Annotated in this window: 21 protein-coding genes and 1 tRNA gene; 18 read left to right on the top strand and 4 right to left on the bottom strand. The window is 65.2% G+C overall.

Annotated features, from left to right (window positions below):
• Window positions 1-36: 36 nt before the first annotated feature.
• The 12 genes from rplQ to rplS all read left to right on the top strand — a co-directional run bounded on the left by rplQ (window position 37) and on the right by rplS (window position 10004).
• Window positions 37-417: a 50S ribosomal protein L17 gene (rplQ, locus tag KDG50_04535; protein MCB1864671.1), complete on the top strand. Its 381-nt coding sequence runs from the start codon at window positions 37-39 to the stop codon at window positions 415-417.
• Between the two features lie 105 nt (window positions 418-522).
• A complete protein-coding gene (locus KDG50_04530; protein ID MCB1864670.1) occupies window positions 523-1281 on the top strand; it encodes an SAM-dependent chlorinase/fluorinase in 759 nt (252 codons plus the stop codon).
• A 150-nt stretch (window positions 1282-1431) separates the two neighbouring features.
• Window positions 1432-1508: transfer RNA gene (locus KDG50_04525), tRNA-Met, on the top strand.
• 148 nt (window positions 1509-1656) lie between these two features.
• Complete coding sequence (rimP, locus tag KDG50_04520) at window positions 1657-2160, top strand: ribosome maturation factor RimP (GenBank protein MCB1864669.1); 504 nt, start codon at window positions 1657-1659, stop codon at window positions 2158-2160.
• A complete protein-coding gene (nusA, locus tag KDG50_04515) occupies window positions 2157-3695 on the top strand; it encodes a transcription termination/antitermination protein NusA (protein MCB1864668.1) in 1539 nt (512 codons plus the stop codon). Before rimP ends, nusA begins: the two co-directional genes overlap by 4 nt.
• 39 nt (window positions 3696-3734) lie before the next feature.
• A complete protein-coding gene (gene infB / locus KDG50_04510) occupies window positions 3735-6353 on the top strand; it encodes a translation initiation factor IF-2 (GenBank protein ID MCB1864667.1) in 2619 nt (872 codons plus the stop codon).
• A gap of 215 nt (window positions 6354-6568) precedes the next feature.
• Window positions 6569-6961, top strand: a complete 393-nt coding sequence (rbfA, locus tag KDG50_04505; protein ID MCB1864666.1) for a 30S ribosome-binding factor RbfA — start codon at window positions 6569-6571, stop codon at window positions 6959-6961.
• Window positions 6958-7878 (top strand): tRNA pseudouridine(55) synthase TruB, encoded by a 921-nt coding sequence (gene truB / locus KDG50_04500; protein MCB1864665.1) that lies wholly within the window; start codon window positions 6958-6960, stop codon window positions 7876-7878. The genes rbfA and truB overlap by 4 nt, the downstream gene beginning before the upstream one ends.
• Window positions 7879-8072: 194 nt before the next feature.
• On the top strand, window positions 8073-8330 hold the full coding sequence (gene rpsP, locus KDG50_04495; protein ID MCB1864664.1) for a 30S ribosomal protein S16: 258 nt from the start codon (window positions 8073-8075) through the stop codon (window positions 8328-8330).
• Window positions 8296-8874: a 16S rRNA processing protein RimM gene (gene rimM, locus KDG50_04490; GenBank protein MCB1864663.1), complete on the top strand. Its 579-nt coding sequence runs from the start codon at window positions 8296-8298 to the stop codon at window positions 8872-8874. The genes rpsP and rimM overlap by 35 nt, the downstream gene beginning before the upstream one ends.
• Before the next feature lie 5 nt (window positions 8875-8879).
• The gene (gene trmD, locus KDG50_04485; protein MCB1864662.1) at window positions 8880-9632 is read left to right on the top strand and encodes a tRNA (guanosine(37)-N1)-methyltransferase TrmD; all 753 of its coding nucleotides are present in this window, start codon (window positions 8880-8882) and stop codon (window positions 9630-9632) included.
• Between the two features lie 27 nt (window positions 9633-9659).
• Window positions 9660-10004: a 50S ribosomal protein L19 gene (gene rplS, locus KDG50_04480; GenBank protein ID MCB1864661.1), complete on the top strand. Its 345-nt coding sequence runs from the start codon at window positions 9660-9662 to the stop codon at window positions 10002-10004.
• 47 nt (window positions 10005-10051) lie between these two features.
• On the opposite strand, the gene KDG50_04475 is transcribed toward rplS, so the two are convergent.
• Window positions 10052-10273, bottom strand: coding sequence for a hypothetical protein (locus tag KDG50_04475; protein MCB1864660.1), 222 nt, complete (start codon window positions 10271-10273; stop codon window positions 10052-10054).
• 16 nt (window positions 10274-10289) lie between these two features.
• On the opposite strand from KDG50_04475, the gene KDG50_04470 reads away from it, so the two are divergent.
• The 3 genes from KDG50_04470 (at window position 10290) to KDG50_04460 (ending at window position 12573) form a co-directional block, all read left to right on the top strand.
• Window positions 10290-10781 (top strand): methylated-DNA--[protein]-cysteine S-methyltransferase, encoded by a 492-nt coding sequence (locus tag KDG50_04470; protein ID MCB1864659.1) that lies wholly within the window; start codon window positions 10290-10292, stop codon window positions 10779-10781.
• Window positions 10782-10844: 63 nt separating this feature from the next.
• Window positions 10845-11735, top strand: a complete 891-nt coding sequence (xerD, locus tag KDG50_04465) for a site-specific tyrosine recombinase XerD (GenBank protein MCB1864658.1) — start codon at window positions 10845-10847, stop codon at window positions 11733-11735.
• A 121-nt stretch (window positions 11736-11856) separates the two neighbouring features.
• The gene (locus KDG50_04460; protein MCB1864657.1) at window positions 11857-12573 is read left to right on the top strand and encodes a thioredoxin fold domain-containing protein; all 717 of its coding nucleotides are present in this window, start codon (window positions 11857-11859) and stop codon (window positions 12571-12573) included.
• Window positions 12574-12622: 49 nt separating this feature from the next.
• Here KDG50_04460 and KDG50_04455 read toward each other — a convergent pair whose 3' ends face one another.
• Window positions 12623-13501, bottom strand: a complete 879-nt coding sequence (locus KDG50_04455; protein MCB1864656.1) for a serine/threonine protein kinase — start codon at window positions 13499-13501, stop codon at window positions 12623-12625.
• Window positions 13502-13623: 122 nt separating this feature from the next.
• Between KDG50_04455 and KDG50_04450 the strand changes: the two genes are divergently transcribed.
• Together KDG50_04450 and KDG50_04445 are read left to right on the top strand one after the other, a co-directional pair.
• Window positions 13624-14412, top strand: coding sequence for a serine/threonine-protein phosphatase (locus KDG50_04450; protein ID MCB1864655.1), 789 nt, complete (start codon window positions 13624-13626; stop codon window positions 14410-14412).
• A gap of 185 nt (window positions 14413-14597) precedes the next feature.
• On the top strand, window positions 14598-15281 hold the full coding sequence (locus KDG50_04445; protein MCB1864654.1) for an FHA domain-containing protein: 684 nt from the start codon (window positions 14598-14600) through the stop codon (window positions 15279-15281).
• 52 nt (window positions 15282-15333) lie between these two features.
• Here the strand turns inward: KDG50_04445 and KDG50_04440 are convergent, their stop codons facing one another.
• Together KDG50_04440 and mutS are read right to left on the bottom strand one after the other, a co-directional pair.
• Entirely contained in the window at window positions 15334-15657 is a 324-nt protein-coding gene (locus KDG50_04440) for a ferredoxin family protein (protein MCB1864653.1), read from the bottom strand.
• Between the two features lie 11 nt (window positions 15658-15668).
• Window positions 15669-18251, bottom strand: a complete 2583-nt coding sequence (gene mutS, locus KDG50_04435; protein ID MCB1864652.1) for a DNA mismatch repair protein MutS — start codon at window positions 18249-18251, stop codon at window positions 15669-15671.
• A gap of 212 nt (window positions 18252-18463) precedes the next feature.
• On the opposite strand from mutS, the gene KDG50_04430 reads away from it, so the two are divergent.
• Window positions 18464-18702: DUF4102 domain-containing protein (locus tag KDG50_04430; protein MCB1864651.1), on the top strand; the 239-nt coding region annotated here is incomplete at its 3' end.

Below are 18702 nucleotides of genomic sequence, written 5' to 3'. Positions count from 1 at the left end.
CATCCCTGACCGAATCGTTCGAAATCGGAGCGAAAAATGCGCCATCGCAAGTCCGGACGCAAACTGAACCGTACGTCCAGCCATCGGCAGGCGATGTTCAAGAATATGGCGGCGTCTCTCGTGCACCACGAGTTGATCCGCACCACACTGCCCAAGGCGAAGGAGCTTCGCCGGGTCGTGGAGCCGTTGATCACCCGCGCCAAGACCGACTCGGTCGCGAATCGGCGGGTCGTGTTCAGTCGTGTTCGCGACAAGGTCGCGACGGCGAAACTGTTCAACGAGCTCGGCCCGCGTTACCGGGACCGCCCGGGTGGTTACGTTCGCATCCTCAAGGGCGGATATCGCACCGACGACGCCGCACCGATGGCCTGGGTTGAATTGGTAGATCGACCGGAAGGCGACGGCGACACTGCCTAAGCGCTCTTGCGTCGCGCTGTGCGAATCAGCGGGCCGACACGCATTGATCTGAGGCCGGGCATTGCCCGGCCTTGTCATTTCAGCGACACCTGATCCACGCCGCGCATGTCGGTCGTCGCGCTGTTTACCGACTTTACCCGGCGTGGCCCGTACGTAGGCCAGATGCACATGGCGATTGCCAGGGTTGCGCCCCATCTGCGGGTGGTCGACCTGCTGCACGATGTGCCGGCTGGTGACACTGAGGCCGGCGCAATCCTGCTCGACGCGGTGGCCGGTTCGGATCGGCTCCCGGTCGGCACGGTCGTGGTCGCAGTGGTGGATCCGGGCGTTGGAACGGACCGTCGTGCACTTGCACTGGAGGTTTCCGGGCGCTGGTACGTCGGTCCGGACAATGGTCTATTGGCGCTCGTCGCGGTGCCGGAGGCCGCGTACTGGTTTGAAGTCGTCTGGCGCCCCGACCGTCTGTCGGCGACGTTTCACGGAAGAGACATTTTCGCGCCCGTCGGCGCGCGGTTGGCGCAGGGCGATCGGCGTGTTTTGCGCGCCCTTTCGGGCGCCGAATGCCCTCCAGCCGCGACACCAGTCGATCGCCACCGGGTCGTCTATCTGGATGGCTTCGGAAATGCCTGGACCGGGCTGCGTGCTTGCGATTTGAACGCCAACTGCTCACTAGCGGTCGGTCGGAACGAACCGATCCCGTTCGCACGCACCTTCGCCGATCGTGCCCCGGGATTGCCATTCTGGTTCGAGAATTCGAGTGGCCTGGTCGAAATCGCTGTCAATCGTGGCTCCGCCGGGGCGCGGTTTGGAATCTCGGTCGGATCGGCTGTCAGAGTGATCGGCTGTGGCGGCAGGGATGCATAGGGCATCGGTTGCCCCCCGTCACAGAATACCCTGCGATCCAGTAGGAATCCTGCGCCGTGGATCGCTGCCACCGCAGCCCGATCTGGCCTCTGGATATGTGCGCAGACTTGCGTGAAATTGACTTGGCCCGCTATCATGGGCGTTCGCTGTTGCGGGGTGGAGCAGTCTGGCAGCTCGTCGGGCTCATAACCCGAAGGTCGCAGGTTCAAATCCTGCCCCCGCTACCAAATATCGGATGCGAAAGCCCCGGAAGCGGGGCTTTCGCATCTCTGGTCCAGTGCTGGGGTCCAGTGCCGGCGCGTGCTGCCCGGGCCTGGGTCTGGATCGGTGTCCGCCGGCGGATGAGAACCGCGCGGCATGAATAGCGATGGGCCTATGGCCCATTTTTTGTTTGCGGAGGCGTGGTTGATACGGGCGTCGGAACGTCTCGCGGGACTGCTCGAACCGGTTGTGACCGGCCTCGGCTACGAATGGGTCGGCGCCGAGCAGGCCGCCCACGGCGGCGGCGGGCTCTTGCGGGTCTATATCGACTCGCCGAACGGTGTGACCGTGGACGACTGTGCGCGCGTGAGCGAACAGGTCTCGGCGGTGCTTGACGTCGAGGACCCGATTGTCGGCGCGTACACGCTCGAGGTGTCGTCACCCGGGCTGGAGCGGCCGTTGTTCGCGCTGAGCGACTTCCATCGCTTCGCGGGACGGCCGGCGCGAGTGGTGCTGAACGAGAAGCTGGATGGACGCAAGCGGTTCAGCGGTGATCTGGTGGGGGTCGATGGCGAACACGTCGTCATTGACTCGGAGCAGGGACAAATTGCGTTGCCGTACGCGCTGATTGAATCGGCGCACCTGACGATCGTTGATGGCGGAGTACGACGCGGATGAGCAAAGAAATTCTGATGGTGGCCGAGGCCGTATCCAACGAGCGCGGCGTGGACAAGGAAGTGATCTTCGAGGCAATTGAGGCGGCCCTCGCGTCGGCGACCATTCGTCGTCACGGGGACGATATAGACGCGCGCGTTGAGATTGACCGGCACTCGGGCGACTACAAGACCTTCCGCCGCTGGCTGGTCGTGGATCCCGCTGAGCTGGAAGAGCGCGAGCCGACGAACGCCGAGTTGACAATCGAGGCCGCGCATGAACGTGATCCGGCGCTTCAGGTCGGCGACTTCGTGGAAGTGCCGATGGAGTCCGTCGAATTCGGGCGCATCGGTGCGCAGGCCGCTAAACAGGTCATCGTGCAGAAGGTGCGTGAGGCCGAGCGCGCGCGGGTCGTGGAGATGTACACGGATCGGGTTGGCGATCTCATCAGCGGTACCGTCAAGCGTGTCGATCGTGGCAACGTGATTCTGGATCTCGGCGACAGCGCCGAGGCGTTCATTTCCCGCGAAGAGCTGATTCCGCGCGAGTCCGTGCGGGTCGGCGATCGCATGCGCGGTTATCTGCGCGAGGTTCGCCCGGAGCCGCGCGGACCGCAATTGTTCGTCAGCCGTACCGCACCAGAACTACTGATCGAACTCTTCACCCTCGAAGTCCCCGAGATCTCCGAAGGGCTGATCGATGTCATGGGCGCGGCGCGCGACCCGGGCGTGCGCGCCAAGATTGCCGTGCGCGCGAAAACGGTTTCGCGCATCGACCCGATCGGTGCCTGCGTCGGCATGCGCGGATCGCGCGTGCAGAGCGTGTCGAACGAACTTGGCGGTGAACGCGTCGACATCATTCTGTGGCACGAGAATCCAGCGCAGTTTGTGATCAACGCAATGCAGCCGGCCGAAGTGCTGTCGATCGTGGTCGACGAGGATCGTCACAGCATGGACGTCGCGGTTGCCGAGGAGAATCTTTCGCTCGCAATCGGTCGTGGTGGTCAGAACGTGCGACTGGCCAGCCAGCTCACGGGTTGGCAGCTGAACGTCATGGACGAGTCCGCTTTCGCGGAGAAGACCGAGCAGGAGTCGCGCGAACTCATGCAGGCATTCATGACCCAGCTGGATGTCGGAGAAGATGTTGCGACCGTGCTGGTTCAGGAAGGATTCTCAAGCGTTGACGAGATCGCCTACGTGGCGGACGCCGAGCTGACGGCGATCGAGGAATTTGACGAACAGTTGGTCGAGGAACTGCGCAACCGGGCGCGTGATGTGCTGCTGACGCGGGCAATTGCACGCGAGGAGCGCATAGGCGATGCCCAGCCAGCCGACGATCTGCTGCACATGGAAGGCATGGATGAAGAACTTGCATTCGAACTTGCCGCGCGTGGCACCATCACGATGGAAGACCTCGCGGAGCTGTCGGTCGACGAACTGATGGAAATCGACGGCATGGACGAGGAACGCGCCGGTCAGTTGATCATGAAGGCCCGGGAACCCTGGTTCGCGGACCTCGAAAACGGCGACGAAGCGGCGCAGCCGGGCAGCGGTGCCTGAGCTTCGCGGCAAAGCGAACAGCGATCACGTGAGGCGGATATGAGCGAAGTCACGGTACGACAACTGGCTGACGTGGTCGGCATTCCAGTCGACAAGCTGTTGGGCCAGATGGGTGACGCCGGCCTGACGGTGAAGGGGCCGGACGACCTCGTCAGCGACGATCAGAAACTCGTGCTGCTCAACTTCCTGCGCCAGACACACGGTCGACCCGGTGGCCAGGCCAGTGAGCCGCGTGTGGCACGGCGTCGTCGCGAGGTCAGCGAGCTGCAACAGACGGCGGCCAACACCCGTACCCCGCCGCGCACGGCACGCGCACCGCGGGCCACGACCCGGCCGGCACACTCGGTGAGTGTCGAGGTCCGGCGCAAACGCAATATCGTGCGCCCCGACGCCCAGTCCGATGCGGCCGATGACCAGGCGGTGCAGGAAGCGGAGGCCGCCCGTCGCGCACTGGAGGAACAGCGTCTCGAGCGCGAGCAGGTTGAGGCCGCGGAACGTGCGCGGGTCGAACAGCGCCGCCAGGCCGAGGCTGAAGCCGAGGCGGCCGAGCGCGCGCGGCGTGATGAGCAGGAACGCGCTGCGGTCGAACAGGCCGAGCGTGAGCGGGCAGAGGCGGAGGCCGCACGCGCTGTGGCGCCTGCGCCGGCACCGGACGCTGAGCCGAGTACCCCGCGCGTGCGCACCGAGGAAACCCCCAGCCGCGCACCCCGCGCTAGCAAGCCCGCGAAGCCGGCGAAAGGCAAGAAGGGTGGGACTGCCGGCGAGCGTGATACCCGTTACGGTCGAGAAGAACTGCATGTTGCCGACACCTCAACGCTGCGTCGGCGCAAGGGGCAGGCGCGGCGCTCCGTGCGCATACAGCCAGATACCCGCCACGGCTTCGAGCGGCCTACCGAGCCGGTCAAAAGGCATATCGAGGTCCCCGACACCATCACCGTGGGCGATCTCTCCCAGCGCATGTCCATCAAGGCCGGTGATGTCATCAAGGCACTGATGAACATGGGCATCATGGCCACCATCAACCAGACGCTTGACCAGGACACCGCGATCCTGGTGGCCGAGGAACTCGGCCATGCCGCCTCAGCGCAGAGCCAGAAGGATGTCGAGGCCGAGCTGCTCGAAGGTCTGGTCGGCGCCGGCGGCGAGTTGGAGCCGCGTGCGCCGGTCGTGACCGTCATGGGACACGTCGACCACGGCAAGACGTCCCTGCTGGATTACATCCGCCGCACCCGCGTGGCGGCCGGTGAGGCCGGCGGCATTACGCAGCACATTGGTGCCTACCATGTGCAGACTTCGCGTGGTTCGATCACCTTTCTCGACACCCCGGGGCACGCGGCGTTCACCGCAATGCGTGCGCGCGGCGCGAAGGTCACGGACATTGTGATCATCGTCGTGGCAGCGGATGACGGTGTGATGCCACAGACGATCGAGGCCATCCAGCACGCGCGTGCCGCGAAGGTTCCGCTGATCGTTGCCATCAACAAGATGGACAAGGAAGACGCGAACCCCGATCGTGTGCTTCAGGAGCTGTCGCAGCAGGAAGTGGTGCCCGAGGAGTGGGGCGGAGACACACAGATCGTGCGCGTGTCCGCGCACACCGGCGACGGTGTGGATGACCTGCTTGAGGCGATTTCGCTGCAAGCCGAGGTGCTTGAGCTCAAGGCCAACGTGGATGGTCCGGCCAGCGGTGCGGTGATTGAGTCGAGCCTGGATCGTGGCCGCGGGCCGGTCGCGACCGTGCTGGTACAGAGCGGGACGCTGCGTCGCGGCGACACCATTCTGGCGGGCGGCGAATGGGGCCGCGTGCGAGCGATGTTTGACGAGCTCGGTGAATCCATCAAGGAAGCGGGCCCGTCGACGCCGGTCGTTGTGCTTGGTCTGTCGGGCGCGCCGAATGCCGGTGACGAGATGCTCGGCGTCGTCGATGAACGCAAGGCGCGTGAGATCGCAAGTCTGCGCCAGGGCCGCGACCGTGACCTGAAACTCGCGCAGCAGCAGGCGACAAAGCTCGACGACTTCTTCTCGCAAATGGGCGAGGGTGAGTCGAAGACGCTGAACATTCTGCTGAAGACCGACGTGCAGGGCAGTTTCGAGGCATTGCGTGATGCCCTGAACGCCATCTCCGCGGATGACGCCAAGGTCAATGTCGTTGGCGGCGGGGTTGGCGGGATCACGGAATCCGATGCCAACCTTGCGGTTGCGTCAAAAGCCGTTCTGATCGGGTTCAACGTGCGCGCCGACAATGCGGCACGGCGAATCGTCGAGGAAAAGGGCTTGGAACTGCGTTACTACAGCATCATCTATGAGGCGCTCGACGATGTTCGCGCGGCGCTCGCGGGCATGCTTTCGCCGGAGATCCGCGAGGAATTCATCGGTCGTGCCGAGGTCCGCGACGTGTTCCGTTCGCCGAAGTTCGGCGCAGTCGCCGGCTGCATGGTCGTGGAAGGCGCGGTAAAGCGAAACAACCCCATCCGGGTTCTGCGCGACAATATCGTCATCTACGAAGGCGTGCTCGAATCGCTGCGCAGACACAAAGACGATGTCTCCGAGGTCAAGTCCGGCACCGAATGCGGCATTGCGGTGAAGAACTACAACGATGTCCGCGTCGGTGACCAGATCGAGGTGTTCGAGCGTTCCGAGGTCGCGAGGACCCTGTAGAGACCACAACGCGCCGCTGGCTCGTGCCGCCGTTTGGCGCGCTTGCTTGTCCCGTGACGGCGGACTTCCGATGCGGCGGCTTTCTGCAAGGTTTTGCCGTCGCGCGTCGTTCAGCGCTCCGGCAATCCGGGGCGAACTGATCAGAGCTAGAGCTACCCAGGAACCAAATCAGGGCTTGGCGAATCGCGTCAGGCGCTCCCCAGACAGGCCCCGTCATGCCCCGCGAATTCAAGCGTACCGATCGCGTTGGCGCGCAGATGGCGCGTGAGATTGCCCAGATCATCCGGAATGATCTGCGTGATCCCCGCGTTCGTGATGTGACGATTCAGTCGGTCGACGTCAGTCGGGACTTCGCACACGCACGGATATGGATCACTTCGTTGTTGCCGGACGGCGACCTGAAGATCGAGGTCGATGCGCTCAATCACGGCGCGGCATTCGTGCGCAGGGAACTCATGCGGCGCATGCGCTTGCGCCACGTGCCGGAACTGCACTTCTCCTACGATGCATCGGTCGAGCGCGCTGAGCAACTCGACGCGCTGATCGATGCCGCGCGTGCGCGTGATATTGACGGCGCCGGCCACGATCCCGAGCCCGGCACGTCATGAGTCGACGCCGCGCCAGCGGTCGCCCCGTCAATGGCATCCTGCTGTTCGACAAGCCAATCGGTCGCTCCTCGAATTCCGCCCTGCAACAGGTCAAGCGGATCTATTCCGCGCGCAAGGCAGGTCACACCGGATCGCTGGATCCGCTAGCCAGCGGCCTGCTGCCCGTGTGCTTTGGCGCCGCGACGAAACTGTCGGCCTATCTGCTCGACGCCGACAAGGGCTACCGCATGCGAGCGCGTCTCGGGGTTTCGACCACCACCGGGGACGCGGAGGGCGACGTGACCGCGACCTGCGATGCATCCGCAATCACGCGCGAAGCGCTGCTGGCTGCCATGGATCGGTTCACTGGGACAATCAATCAGACGCCGCCGATGTATTCGGCCATCCGGCACCAGGGCAGGCGTCTGTACGCGCTGGCACGCGAAGGCGTGCAAGTCGAGCGCGCGCCGCGCGCGGTGACGATTCACAGCCTGACGTTGCTGGGCTTCGAAGACACGGAGTTCGAACTCGAGGTGCTGTGCTCGAAGGGCACCTATGTGCGCACGCTGGCCGAGGATATTGGCGCGGCGCTCGGCGTCGGTGCACACGTTACCGCCTTGCGCCGCACGGTCGTCGGACCGTTCCGCGACGATGCCCTGTGGACGCTGGAAGCGCTGGAAGATCTTCGCGCCAATGATCCTGCGCGGCTCGACGAGATCCTGCTGCCCATGGACACGGCACTCGGACACCTGCCCGAAGTTCGTCTGGACAGCGCCAGCAGCTTCTATCTGCGACAAGGGCAGCCGGTGCTCGTCGCGCATGCACCGACTGCGGGCCTCCTGCGTGTCTATGACTCCGAGGGTGATTTGCTGGCGGTCGGCGAGATCGACGAGGCGGGCATGGTCGCCCCCAAACGCCTGCTGAAGACCGGCGGTTGACCGGGCGGCATCGTGCCCTGAGGCAGTAGGCGCCGTCCGTGCGCGCCGTTCCGGGCAGAAGGTGGCCCAGAATTGAATCCAGAGGTTGATCGGCTTCCATTTGCCCCTTGGGGTTCCGTACAATTACCGGTTTACATAAACCCGGTTGGCGCCAATTCCGGCGTTGACCCGCGTACCCGGAACAGGGCAGAGCAATGGTTGTGATTCGTTTGTCGCGTGGCGGTGCCAAAAAGCGCCCCTTCTACCACATGGTCGTCGCGGACCGGCGGTCCGGTCGGGACGGTCGTTCGATCGAGCAGATCGGTTTCTTCAACCCGATTGCCACGGGTAATGAAGAGCGTCTGCGGGTCGACCTGGCCCGTGTGGACTACTGGATCGGGCAGGGCGCGCAACCGTCGCTGCGCGCGAGCGAACTGATTGCGGCGCAGCGCAAGGTTGCCGCGGCCGCCTGATCCAGACGTCCGGCGCGCGGAAGCGATCGCGCCCGGGGAGTTGCCGCACGACCTCGTCGAGGTCGGTGGAATCGTCGGCGCCCACGGCGTGCGCGGCGCGCTGCGGGTCAAGAGCCTCACCGACGATCCGGCCGCGATCCTGGGCTATCGTCCCTGGTATCTCGAAAGGCGGGGCAAGTGGATGCTCGTAACTTCGGGTGGGGGCCGCTCGGATGCGCGCGGGCTGATCGCCCGGCTTGCCGGAGTCGACGACCGCGATGCCGCGCAGAGCCTGGCGGGTTACGCGGTATACGTGCGGCGCGAGACATTTCCGCAGCTGCGGCGCGGCGAGGCGTACTGGGCGGACCTGCTGGGCATGCAGGTGGTGACGCTGGACGGCGCCGAGTTGGGCATCGTCGAGGGTCGGCTGGATACCGCAGCGCATGATGTGATGATTGTGCGCGGTGACCGGGAACGGCTCATTCCGTTCGTGCGCGAACGGTTTGTCCGCGAGATCGATGCCGATGCGCGACGGATTGTGGTCGACTGGCATGTCGACGACTGACGGCCGTGCGCTTTGATGTCGTGACCCTGTTTCCGCAGGCGCTCGAGGCGGCCTTCGGAATCGGGGTGCTGGGACGAGCGGTCACGGCGGGACGCATCACGGTGCGCTACTGGAATCCGCGCGATTACACGCGCGATGTCCACCGGACGGTGGACGACCGGCCCTATGGCGGTGGTCCGGGCATGGTCATGACGATCGGTCCGCTGCGCGCGGCGATCGACGCGGCCCGGGAGGCCAGTCCCGCGGCGCGGGTGCTGCTCCTGAGCCCGCAGGGCCGGCGCTTCGATCAGGCAGCGGCGGCCCGGTTGGCCGCGACCGGCGCGGCGATAGTCGTGTGCGCGCGCTACGAAGGCGTGGACGAACGGCTGGTACAGGATTCGATCGACGAGGAGTGGTCGATTGGTGATTACGTGCTGTCGGGTGGTGAGCCCGCGGCCTGGGTGCTGGTCGACGGCATCGCGCGACTGGTCCCAGGGGTCCTGGGGCATGCCGATTCGGCGAACGAGGATTCGTTCGCGACCGGGCTGCTGGACCACCCGCATTACACGCGGGCTGACGAGGGCGCTTCGCCGGCGCCAGCAGTGCTGGCCAGCGGAGACCATGAGCGTGTGCGGCGCTGGCGGCTGGGTGCCGCGCTGGCGCGTACCTGGGAGCGGCGGCCGGATCTGCTTGCACGCGCCCGGCTCGATCATGAGCAGCGCGAGCTGTTGAGAGAATATATCGCCGCGCGGTCCACGGGCGGCGACAAGACTGGTTGAACTTTGAGAGTCAAGCGGAGCGCTACCATGGCGAACCTGATCGAACAAATCGAGACCGAACAGTTGCGGACCGACCTGCCGGATTTTCGTCCCGGCGATACCGTGGTTGTTCAGGTCAAGGTCAAGGACGGCGAGCGCGAGCGCTTGCAGGCGTTTGAGGGCGCCGTGATTGCGCGCAGCAACCGCGGAGTCAACTCCTCGTTCACCGTGCGCAAGATGTCGCATGGCGAGGGTGTGGAGCGCGTGTTCCAGACCCACAGCCCGCTGATCGCCTCCGTGAAGGTGCTGCGGCGTGGCGATGTCCGTCGTGCGAAGCTCTACTTCCTGCGCGGACGCACCGGCAAGGCCGCGCGTATTCGCGAGAAGGTCTGAGCCCGCGATCGACTCCGTCTCGGCGGGCTACAGCACCAGCGCGCAATTCACCAGGCGTCGATGGCCTGACCCAAACCGGGTGAAATACCGCGGGCGCCTACGGCGCTCGTTGCGGGCGGACCGAGACGCACCAACTGCTGAGCGCGCGTTTCCGCCTGCATCGGCTTGCGCCCGAGCTGGCGTTGCGCCGTGATTTCCCGCACCGGCAGAATGGCTCCACAAGCATGCGGCCCGGCCTGGCCGTGGTGGCCGGGGCGGTTCGCGAACACTGGCCGGAGCCTCGCCATGACTACCTCCCCGCATTTTGACGGCGTTTTCGAATCACCGATCGGTTGGATCGGGCTGCGGCTGGACGCTGCCGGACGGCTCGCGGAGCTCGACTTTCTGGATGCCGGTCGGCTCCAGCGCACTCGCGTCTGCGGGCAGGCTGACCCCATCGTGGATCTTCTGAGTCGTTACTTTGAAGATCCTTTGCAACCTCTTGATCACATAGAACTTTCTCCGCAGGGAACGGCCTTTCAGCAGAGCGCCTGGCGGGCGATGCGCGCGCTGGGCGCCGGCGAGGTGCGCACCTACGGCGGTCTGGCCGCTTCGATCGGCACCGGCCCGCGTGCACTGGCCGGTGCATGTCGCGCAAATCCCGTTCCGCTCGTGACCCCGTGCCACCGGGTCGTCGCCGCGCGCGGACTGGGCGGTTATTGCGGCGTAACCCGTGGTGCGGGGCTCGCACGCAAGCGCTGGCTGCTGCGGCACGAGGGCGTTGCGCTGGCCGCCTGATCGGTAGCCGGCGCGGGACGCACGATCGCAATCTTGCCGGCCGCCGACGTAATTCCGCCAAGCGTGGATCGCGCCGACCTGGACGTCGTCGACGGATTTCTAGATCGCCTGGCCGTCGAACGCGGGCTGAGCCGCGCAACGCTTTCCTCGTACCGCTCGGACCTCGTGCAACTGCTGCGCTGGCTGGCGGGCCACGACCGGTCGCTCCTCGCCGCCACGCCGGCGGACCTGCTCGGGTGGCTCGGCGCTGGGCGCGGCGTTGGAGCGCGAACGCTGGCGCGCCGCGCGTCCAGCCTCCGGGCGTTCTACCAGCAGGCCTACCGCGACGGACGCATCGGCGCGGATCCAACTCTGGCCCTGCCATCGCCGCGACTGCCACGCGCGCTGCCGAAATCGCTGGGCGAATCGGCGGTCGAGGCGTTGCTCGGCGCACCGGATATCACCGACCCGCTCGGCCAACGCGACCGCGCGATGCTCGAGGTGCTGTATGCGACCGGGGTTCGCGTCTCGGAACTGGTCTCGCTGCGGGTCGATCAGCTCAATGTTCGCGGCGGTCTGCTGCGGGTCACCGGCAAGGGCAGCAAGGAGCGCATCGTGCCGGTCGGCGAGGTGGCGCTGGATGTCCTGACCGAATACCTGCGCGACGCCCGCGGGCCGATCCTGGCCGGGCGCAGCAGTTCCGTGCTGTTTCCCAGCCGCCGCGGTCAGGCGATGACGCGACAGGCCTTCTGGTTGCGCCTGAGTGGCTATGTCCGCGCCGCAGGCATTGACCAGCCCGTGTCACCGCACACCCTGCGCCACGCGTTCGCCACGCACCTGGTCAATCATGGTGCCGATCTGCGTGTGGTGCAGATGCTGCTCGGACACAGCGATCTGTCGACCACGCAGATCTACACCCACGTCGCGCGCGAGCGGCTCAAGCGTCTGCACTCCGAACACCATCCGCGTGGCTGACGGCCAGGCGCTACAATGCTGAACTTTCGCTCAACCGGCGGTTCGAATCCCGCATCCGTCCACCGCGGCCGACACGCCGCAGCACAGAGGCCAAGACCGTTTCATGACTAACCCGATTTCCATGCCGCGGCACCTGGTGTTCGCGCTAGCAGCATCCGCCTTCGCAACGGTCGCCATTGCGGCCGAACCCGGCGACACCATCCGCAAGGCCATCGAGAAGATCGCACCGTCGCTGGCTGTGGAGTCTGTGACCGCCTCGCCGATCAACGGCGTGAGTGAGGTCGTGTTCGGCTCGAAGGTCGTCTACATCACCGACGACGCGAAGTACATGCTGCAGGGCAAGCTGGTTGACCTTTCGACCCGCGAAGACCTGACCGAGCGTACCGAACGCGGGTTGCGTGCAAGGGAGCTCGCGGCGGTGAAACCGACCGATGCGATCACCTTTTCGCCGGAGAACCCCAAGCACACCATCACCGTGTTCACGGACATCGATTGCGGCTACTGTCGCAAGCTGCACGCGGAGATTAAGGACTACCTGGCTGAAGGAATCGCGGTGCGGTATCTGGCGTTCCCGCGCGCGGGGATCGATTCGGAGTCGTACAACAAGGCCGTTTCGGTTTGGTGCGCGGACGATCGCAAGGCTGCGATGACCAATGCGAAGGCCGGCTCCGAACCCGCGGCGCTCAAATGCGACAATCCGGTGGCGGCCCAATATGACCTCGGCGTCAAGATCGGTGTGACCGGCACCCCGGCGATCGTGACAACCGACGGAACGATGCTCCCGGGCTACATTCCGGCCAAGCGTCTCAGCGGATACCTCCAGCAGATCGGCGGCTAGTGGGCGCGGACAGCTGGCACGCTGGAGAAATCAGATTGTCGACAGCGTGTCAGGCGGTGCTTTGCTGTGAGACGGATCGCCGTCGCTCGATCATTCGCAGCGACGGGCGATGCTTCGGGCGGATCGCGACAACGCGTGGCGCGGCACTGAGCTGACGGCGCAGCCGGTCTGCCTCGTGCGCCACCGCGAGGGCGGAAACCGGGCGCTCGACCGCGGATTTCGCGAGCAGTCGATCGATCAGTGGTTGTGCGAAATCGGCGCGGCGTGGCAGCTTCGGGATCGGTGCTTCACGGTGCAGTTCGGCGAGTGACTCGGCGTTCGCACAGCTGAATGGCCGGTAACCGGCCAACATCTCGAATAGCACGACGCCGAGGCTGTACAGGTCGCTGCGCCCGTCGACCGGTTCGCCGGCGGCCTGCTCGGGGCTCATGTAGTGCGGACTGCCGGCCACTTCGGCACCCCATGCGTATTCAATGCGCGTCGCCGAGCCGAAATCGGTGATGACCGGCTCGCGCCCCTTGAACAGGATGTTGTCGGGCTTCAGGTCGCGATGCACGATCCCGCGACCGTGCAGGTGCGACAGCGCCAGCGCCAGCTTGCGGACGATCCGCAGCGTCTTGTGGCGCGACAGCCCGGACGTGATGCGGTCGCTGAGGGTGCCGCCGTCGATGTGCTCGATGGCGATTGCATGGCGTTTCGCGCCGAAGATCAGATCATGGACCTGCACCACGCCGGGGTGCGAGAGTTCCGCAAGAATTTGCGCCTCGAGCACGAAACGCTCGACATCGGCGGCTTCCAAGCTCTCGACTTCGTCAAGCACCTTTAACGCCACGCCTCGACCCAGCGTCGCCTGGGTCGCCTTGAACACGCGCGCGTGGCTGCCGGCGCCGATTTCCTCATGGACGATATAGCCAGGAATATCAATCATTGCCGCCAACGCGCACTTGCACTATCGTGCCTGCTTTAGAAAAAAGGTCGCCCGAAGCGTAGTCACAAGCGATTGCGCCAGATGTGACCCGATGCACAAAATCTGGGTTGGAGGCTCAATCTGTGACGGCGATCGCATCCGGTCACGGCGAAAACGCTACATTCAAGGCCGTGGCGCGAAGCTGGATCGGCTCCGTTCGGGCCGCAAACGAAGACAGCGTCGCGCTCGCCCCGGGCGGTCAGCTGCTGCTGCTCGCCGACGGCATGGGCGGACACGTCGGTGGCGCGCTGGCCAGCCAACTGGCCGTGGCCGCGGCCGCCTCGGCGATTCTAGAGCTCGGACTCGGTGCGGATGCCGACGACAGCGACTGGCTCGACATGACGCTGCGGGCCGGGTTTGTCGCGGCAAACGTTGCGGTGCGCGAGCGCTCGACGGAGGACCCGGCGCTGGTGCACATGGGCACGACCCTTGTCGCGATGGTCCGGATGGGGAATCAGGTTGGCATCGGCAGCATCGGTGACTCGCGCGTCTACGGCGTCGCCCCGACCGGGCTCCATCAGCTGACCCGCGATCACACGCTGGTCCAGGCGCTGATCGACGAGGGCATGTTCCGCGACGTGGAAGAGGCGAATCTGGCCGGCATCACCTCGAACGTACTGATGCGGGCGATCGGCCCGGATGAGCAGATCGAGCCGGAAGTATTCGTGGCACCGCTTGCGGGATATGCACGCTATCTGATGTGCTCGGACGGCTTGTACGGGGCGTTGAACGAGAAGCTCATCGCCGCGGCATTGGCGGAGGACGACGACCTGGAGCGCGCGGCCGACCGGCTGTTGACGCGGGTTCAGGCGGTTGGCGCCGACGACAACGTGAGCTTCATTCTCGTTGAACCGGCGACGGTCACGGAATGATGAACGACCGGCACGCGAAGCCGTCAGCGTTTACGTTTTTGCGTCGGCGAGTCGAAACGAACGCGACAAGACGTGCGTCCGTACAATCTGGCTTTTGCGGCTCGCGCAATCCGGGACCGATCCAGCAGGGCTTACCCAATATTCGATGAAGGAGGGCGCGGCACGCAGGGCCGCGGCAGACTGCAATGAACGAGCTTGAACCCACTGAAACGCTGGCCGTTACGCTCAATGGCAAGACCGTCCGCGACATCACGCTGGACGCGAAGCACACGGTCATCGGCCGCGATCCGACCTGCGATCTTCAGCTGGATCATCCGTCGGTCAGCCGGCGTCACGCGCGAGTCACCCGCGTGCTCAGCGATTTTTATCTGGAAGACCTGGATAGCACCAACGGCACGCTGCTCAATCGGCGCCGCATCACAAAACACGTGCTGCGCCCGGCGGACAAGATCCTGATCGGCGAGTACGAACTGGAGTTTCGCTCGCGCGAGCCCGCGCCCGACCTCGACAAGACCGTCGTCATGCGACCCGCTGCCGCAGCTCCGGCTGCGGCGGTGCCGGGCGCCGCCAAAAGTGCCGCACCGCAGGCGAGCCAGCCGGCCAGTGTCCGCATGCTCAATGGCCCGGACGCCGGCAAGACCGAAATGATCTCCCGTGCCATGTTGTCGCTGGGGCGTGCCGGGCAGGGCATCGCGATCATCACCCGGCGCGGCGACGGTTACTATCTGCTGCACGTCGGCGGCGAGGTCTTTCCGGCGGTCAATGATCAGCCGATTGGTCGTACCGGGGTACGGCTGACCGATGCCGACATCATCTCGGTCGGCGAACTGCGCTATGCGTTTTCGCTGCCCGAGGGCAAGGAACCGTAGCCTGGCTGTTCTGATCTGCCGCTGAGTCTGGTGCGGGCCGCTCTTCGACCCGCTAGCGCTCCAGATACTGCATCTTCTCCTTGACCTTGGCCCAGTCCTCGGCGTCGTCCGGCGCCGGCTTCACGCTGCTGATGACCGGCCAGTCGCGCGCCAGTTCTGCGTTCAGCTCGAGAAAGTGCGCCATTTCCGCTGGCAGGTCATCTTCGCTGTAGATCGCTTCGACCGGGCACTCGGGTTCACAAAGCGTGCAGTCGATGCATTCATCGGGATCGATTGCGAGGAAATTCGGCCCCTCGTGGAAACAGTCCACCGGGCAGACGTCCACGCAGTCGGTGTACTTGCATCGGATGCATGCCTCGGTGACGACATAGGTCATGGCGCGTGCCTTTATTCCGAATCGAGCAGGGAGCGCAGATGATACATCGCATCCAGCGCCTCGCGCGGGCTGAGCCGGTCGGGGTCGAATCCGGCCAGGGCGGTGCGCAGTCGGTCGGGCGGTGCCGGTGCCGGTGCGTTGTCGAACAATGCCAGCTGACCGCCGTCGGCGGCCGTGCGCACGGCGTCGCGTTCGAGCTGCGCCAGACGTTTTCGGGCGGCCTGGATCACCGCGCGCGGCACGCCGGCGAGTGCCGCGACCGCCAGACCGTAGCTCTGGCTTGCCGGACCGTCTTCCACGGCGTACAGAAACACCACGCCATCGCCGTGTTCCGCCGCGCCAAGGTGCACGTTCGCCGCCCGGGGGTCGAGTTGGGGCAGTGCCGTCAGCTCGAAATAATGGGTCGCAAACAGGGTCAGCGCGCCGATGTCGCCGACCAGTCGTTCAGCGCAGGCCCAGGCGAGCGCCAGTCCGTCAAAGGTACTCGTCCCCCGACCGATCTCGTCCATGAGCACCAGGCTCTCGGCGGTGGCCTGGTGCAGGATCGTGGCGGTTTCGGTCATCTCGACCATGAAGGTGGAACGGCCGCTGGCCAGGTCGTCCGCCGCGCCGATCCGGGTGAAAATGCGATCGATCGGGCCGATCTCGGCATGGTTCGCGGGCACGAAGCTGCCGGCTGACGCAAGGATCACGATCAGCGCCGTCTGGCGCATGTAAGTGGATTTGCCACCCATGTTCGGACCGGTGATCACGAGTAGCCGACGTTCCTCGTGCAGGTCCAGATCGTTGGCGATGAACGGGTGATCCGACAGCGTCTCGACCACCGGATGCCGCCCACCGTCGATGCGTATGCCGCGCTCCGCGCGCAGGCGCGGGCGCACCCAGCTGCGTTCGCGTGCGACCTTGGCCAGAGCGCACAGCGAATCGACCCGGGCAAGCGCGTCCACGACGCCGGTCAGGGGCTCGAGCGACGCGCGCAGCGAGTCGAGCAGGTCGGTGTAGATCGCACGCTCGCGTGCGGCGGCGCGTTCCTTCGCGCCGCTGAGGCGGTCCTCGATCCGCCGCAGCTCGGTCGTCGAGTAGCGCTCGGCATTTTTCAGGGTCTGGCGGCGTTCGAAATGCGGCGGGGCGCGCTCGGCCTGGCTGCGTGGCAGTTCGATCAGGTAGCCATGCACACGCTGGAACCGCACGCGCAGCTGCGCAATCCCGCTGGCTTCGCGCTCACGCGCCTCGTAGGCAAGCAGCACGCCGTCGGCATCCTCGGCCAGTGCGCGCAGTTCGTCCAGCTCGGCATCGAAGCCGCCGGCGATCGCTGCGGCCTCGCCGAGTCGCGGTGGCGCGGGATCGGCGAGCGCAGCGCGCAGCCGGGACGCGAGCTGCGGATCGATTGCCAACGGACCGGCCAGCTGACCCAGAACCGCGTTCGCGTGGCGCTCAAGCGTTTCGGCGACCTCGGGCAGTTTTTCGAGCAGGTTCAGCAAGGCCATCAGATCGCGCGGACTCGCGCTTGCCAGCCCGATGCGCGCGAGTACCCGTTCGGTGTCACCGCCGCCACGCAGCAGCGCCAGGACGGCGGCGTCGGCGTGGGTGTCGGCCAGCGCCTCGACGGCATCGTGGCGGGCGCCGACGCGCGCGCGATCGCGCAGCGGCCGTGCGAGCCAGCGCCGCAGTCGTCGCGTGCCCATTGGGGTGGCGCAACGATTCAGTACGCCGAACAGGCTGGCGGCGACCTCGCCGTTCTGGTCCTCGGTGATCTCCAGGTTGCGCCGCGCGATCGGATCGAGCGTGATCGCATCGTCGGTACGCAGCAGCTGCAGCCGGTCGACATGCGCAAGCTCGTGACACTGGGTTTCGTGCAGGTACGCGAGCAGGGCACCGGCGGCGATGCTCGCCAGCGGCGCATCGCCCAGTTCGAACGCGTCGAAACGCCGGGTACCGAACTGCCGCCCCAGCTGCTCGGTGGCGACTGCGGCGGTGAAGTTCCATTCAGGGCGTCGGGTCAGCCCCGGCCACGACGTGAGGTCGGCCGGCAGCCCGGTGTGGTCCGGGACCAGCAGTTCGGCGGGCTGGATCCGCGCGAGTTCGGCGAGCAGTGCGGACGCGCTCGCGAGCTCGGCAAGCTCGACGGCTCCACGCGCAAGTTCGCAGCTCGCCAGTCCGTAGCGACCGGATTTCAGATCCGCGGCGACGGCGACCAGCACGCTGTCGCGGTCGCGCGAGAGCAGGGCGTCGTCGGTCGCCGTGCCGGGGGTGACGATGCGCACGACCTTGCGTTCGACCGGCCCCTTGCTCGTGCGCGGGTCGCCGATCTGCTCGCAGATTGCGACGGACTCGCCGAGCCTGACCAGCCGCGCGAGGTAGGTGTCCAGGGCATGCACCGGAACGCCGGCCATCGGGATCGGCGCGCCGGCCGACTGTCCGCGCTGGGTCAGGGTAATGTCGAGCAGGTCCGCCGCGCGTCGCGCGTCGTCATAGAAAAGCTCGTAGAAATCGCCCATGCGATAGAGCACCAGCCGCGCGGGGTGCTGTGCCTTGATCGCCAGGTACTGGTGCATCATTGGCGTATGCTGCACATTTTTTTGTAATGAACTCATGCCGTTATTCAACGCTACTTATTGATTCATAATAATTTATTGTTTTTCCATCGTCTCTTAAAGTCTCATTGAGTCTCACGAAATATCATCCAATCTCACGAAAAAGTGTAACTTGAAGTGTAACTTTTGCTGGTGTAACTTTTGTTGAAATTCAAAAGTTACACTTTTTTCCCTTGCCGCGGACAAGCTGACATCAACTCAAGAGGATGCCAATGGCAACAGCACAGAGTACCAAACCTCTATCTTCCAGGACAGTGGAGACGATGAAGCCGGGAGATAAGATTAAGGCCGACACGGGAGAAAATATTGGGTTGCGAGTTAAATGCGGGGCTACCGGAGTAAAGACATTTTTCTATCGCTATACCAGCCCGATCACCTCAAAGCTCGTTCAGGTGAAAATCGGCAACTTCCCGGAGACCTCCCTGGCCGAAGCGAGATTGAAGCTCCAGGA

The organism is Chromatiales bacterium, from assembly GCA_020445605.1.
GTDB lineage: Bacteria > Pseudomonadota > Gammaproteobacteria > JAGRGH01 > JAGRGH01 > JAGRGH01.
This window is presented reverse-complemented; position numbering and strand designations above follow the sequence as displayed.